The sequence below is a fragment of the Facklamia sp. P12945 genome (assembly GCF_050409485.1).
Taxonomy (GTDB): domain Bacteria; phylum Bacillota; class Bacilli; order Lactobacillales; family Aerococcaceae; genus Facklamia.
Window position 1 is genome coordinate 1 of sequence record NZ_JBNUPJ010000041.1, and the last position, 3,820, is coordinate 3,820.

Consider the following 3,820-nt stretch of genomic DNA (forward strand, 5'->3'; position numbering starts at 1 on the left):
TAAAGACAACCCCTTTATTTGAGATTAACTCACAAAGGGTTTGTCTTCAGTCTGATATATATATATATATATTCAAGGGCTTTTTCAAGCTTTTCAACTTCTAGCTTTTGCATAAATTTACTCATATAGTCCCAGTGTGGATTGCCCTTTTTATCTGCTGGTAATATGATTTTTTCAGTTCGAATTCTTTTATCATTAATCTCTCTATTAAATGAATATTTTTCTTCAAGTCTTTTTATTATAGTAGCCATGAAAAGATAAATATGTTTATCTGCATTTTCTAATGTTAGTGATGTTACATGATCGCTTGCTATATACTCATACTGATGATAAAAACAAGAACCTACACTCCCACTATTAGCTATTGTTAAATTTTCTCTAAAAAACCTAACATCTTTTTTGTTTCCAATAAATCCATCAACCCCATTATTAAGGCCAGTAGATGAAACATAAGCTATATTTCCGTCAATATGGTCAGCTTTTTTAAGTCTTTTCCCTCTTTGAATTTTTCTAAATAATTTATCAAATGGAAATACTTTCCACTCAACATCTTCAAATCCAACTAAATCAAAAGCTGTTTCTAGTATTTTTTGTTCATAGTAGTTAATAACATTCTCTGCAATTTCTTTTTGCTCTTGTTTGATATAATCTTCCATAAATTGCCAGTTTACTTTACCATTTGCATCCACAGGCAACAATATCTTTGTCCTATTTAATCTACCAAGCGTCGCTCCATTACCTCCCCAATTAAATTTTTGCATCTGTATTTTGAGTAGCGGGATTAAAAACATAGCAACTCTTTTATTTAGGTTTTTATTATTAAGAACTTGTATGTTTTGGCCTGTATAAAATGGATTTTCTTGATAAAAAACAGTCTGTGTATCTAAACCTATACTTATAACATTGCCTTCGTCTATTCTATATCTAATATCTTGTTCTTTTGTAATAAAAAGGCTGATTCCATTATCCATATCACTTCTTGTTATATATGGAATCATCCCCGCATTTAAATTCAGTTTGTTTTTATCAATTCCACTACTTGTTGACGAAATCTTAAATATTCCTTCTTCACCGCCAATAAAAAACTCTCCCCACTCCACATCATTTAAGGATAGTCTATTTTTCATCATAAACCTCATCTTCCTCAGCAACTAACAATTCTTCTGCCCTATGAATCTCATATTCATTCTCATCTTCTTCATCTTCTATCCCAAATAAATATCCTCTTCCATGAGTTATCATATTCACTTCAAAGGTAATGTAATCAGCAATGGTGTTTCTAAAGTCTTCTTCTGAAGGGATTTCATCGTTAAAGTAATAGAAAGAATGTAGCCACTCATCATCTGCTTCAACTGTCGTTTTGACACAGAATTTTGTTTCGCTATCTATACGGTCAAACCAGACATCAAGAAGGTGCTGCTTTTTATCTTTTGCATTTGGTGTTTCAACCAAGCCTACATGCTTAGATACCATATATCCGTCATCTTCAAAATTTATAAATTTACACTCTTTTTTCTCATAGTGAGAAACACCTGCTGTGAATATAGCAATACAAGGATTTACCCCAACTCCATAGAAAGTATCTTTATTCAAGGTAATAACACCCTCTAAGGTATGGTTTTTTAATATATTTGCCTTGATTTCCTTTTCGACTTTTGTTTTTCCCGTCATGGTAGATTGGGGAACGATAATAGCAACTTTTCCATCTTCAACCATACAGTCCAATAGATGCTCCGTAAAAGCAATTTCATAAAGATCTTTATTTGCACTTGACCCTTGAGAATATGGAGGATTCATCATACCAATTGTGGGATGCCACTCCTTTTGGATTTTTGCAGGATTTAGTCTTAGAAAATCCGCATTTTCTAAATTGCTTTTCCCATCTCCACGTAAAATCATATTGGTCGTTGCAATGGTAAACATATAGGATTGAGACTCAACCCCAAAGAGCTGATTTTTCTTTATTTCTCTTTTTTCTTGAACATCTCCCGTTTTACTCAACATATTGTGCATAGCAGATATCAAAAAGCCAGCTGTACCACAACATGGATCAAATATGATGTCAGTGCTTTTTATATCTAATAAATCACAGAATAAACTGGTGATATGTTTTGGTGTAAGAATAATTCCTAAAGACTGGCCATCTCCTCCAGAATAGGACATGAACTCTCCATAGAATCTTCCTAAATAGTCTTCCCCATTTCTGTTGTATCTAATATTTTGATAGATTCTTTTTTCTAGAAATTCTGTATAGTGCTTTAATGGGGTTTTACCAAGGGTGTTATTCACCTCATTAATTAAAGTATTATCTCTAATTACAGAAAACTGACTCAATAATTTGTCTTTTTTTACTTGGGGAGAAACATTAGCTCGGTCAAGATTATCTTTTATTGCCTTATAAATTTTTTGACCATCGGTAGTTTTTTCATTTGTATCACCAATTAAACTGCCAATAGAAAAATTACCATAATCTGCCTCCCTTAGGGCCAGTAGTATTCCTGAAACAATTAGTGGCTTATCCTTATCTTGAATTGAACCATAATTCCTCAAATCTTCATGAAGCTCTGCTGCATCTTTTAAAATTTCTTTTGTTTCTTTTTCTTGATTGGTGTCTTCTTCTAAAATCTCTCTGATGTAGTACTCATCTATATTATCTTCATTAAATAATATAAAACTTTCAACTTCTGGTAGTTCTTTATAATTGCCCCTTTCATCTACAAATATAGGGCTTATCCTATGACGCTTCTCATTCCCTGAAATACCAATAGCTATAATTTTTTTATAAGATGTATTTTTTGCTAGGTTTTTACCATAAAACAAAGCTCCGTTAACTGCATAATCACAGATAGCCTGTGTTTCTTCAGAAATTAAATCTTCTTTTGTTCTTATCTCATGATTGGAAACGGAAGCTTTATTTTCAATGACAATCAAAAAGTCCTTAACTGTACCTGTGTATTCTGGATAACCGACATTACCAGTTCCCCTTTTTGAAGCAGTCTTTAAGGCATCATTAATTTCTTTAATTGTTGATCCTTGTGGGTCTAGGTCAATATTTGCTTCTTTTAATAAATCATATACCCATAGGTCTGTACTTTTTTCCTTCTCTTGTATACTCATCTTATCTACTCCATTTTCTACTTGATAATCACACAATTTACTATATCCCAAACATTACGACCTAAAGCTTAATAAACTATTCCCAACACATCCATACTAAAAATTTTGTTTTTGCCATGTTTTGCTGAAGACTTTCCTACTTCAATTCTTAAATCTTCTTTATACATTTTTCGCTCTTCTAAAATTTTCCAGAGCTTACTGTAATCAAATGCCATTCTTTTATCTCTCAATAACAAGCTAAATCTTACTATTTGACAATGATCAGAATAATCCCAGCCATTATTAAGATAACCCCAATCCCTAATTCAATTAAACCAACTCTACGTGCATAAGATTCTATGTCACTTCCAGCTTTATAATCTGATTCAAATCCATTGATTAGATTGTATTTCTTTTTAAAATAGATTAGATATCCAAACATGCAGAAAGTAATTCCTAATCCAATCAATACTATCTTTAATAAAGTCATTAATATCTCCTCCATAATTTTAGCTAATCATCAAAAACAGCTGAAATTTTTCGTCTTTTATTTCTTAAAGATAATTATATCAAACACAACTTTGCTTTTAAATAAAGGCTCTATAATAAATAGGGTTGATGGAAGAAAAACACTTCCTTCAACCCTATTTCTTCAACCCTATTTTTTGGTACACAAAAACACAAAAGTCCGATCTATTAAAAGTGGTAACTAAAATAGAAAGGA

General features: G+C 31.7%; 4 protein-coding genes. All 4 read right to left on the reverse strand.

Translation table 11 applies throughout. From position 1 onward, the window contains the following. Positions 1 to 29: 29 nt before the first annotated feature. Entirely contained in the window at positions 30 to 1,130 is a 1,101-nt protein-coding gene (locus ACQV2X_RS08510; RefSeq protein ID WP_428894423.1) for a restriction endonuclease subunit S, read from the reverse strand. Continuing rightward, the gene (locus tag ACQV2X_RS08515) at positions 1,117 to 3,111 is read right to left on the reverse strand and encodes an HsdM family class I SAM-dependent methyltransferase (protein WP_428894425.1); all 1,995 of its coding nucleotides are present in this window, start codon (positions 3,109 to 3,111) and stop codon (positions 1,117 to 1,119) included. The genes ACQV2X_RS08510 and ACQV2X_RS08515 overlap by 14 nt, the downstream gene beginning before the upstream one ends. 74 nt (positions 3,112 to 3,185) lie before the next feature. Then, positions 3,186 to 3,332, reverse strand: a complete 147-nt coding sequence (locus tag ACQV2X_RS08520) for a hypothetical protein (RefSeq protein WP_428894424.1) — start codon at positions 3,330 to 3,332, stop codon at positions 3,186 to 3,188. A gap of 32 nt (positions 3,333 to 3,364) precedes the next feature. Further along, a complete protein-coding gene (locus tag ACQV2X_RS08525) occupies positions 3,365 to 3,586 on the reverse strand; it encodes a DUF3784 domain-containing protein (RefSeq protein WP_428885350.1) in 222 nt (73 codons plus the stop codon). Positions 3,587 to 3,820: the final 234 nt, after the last annotated feature.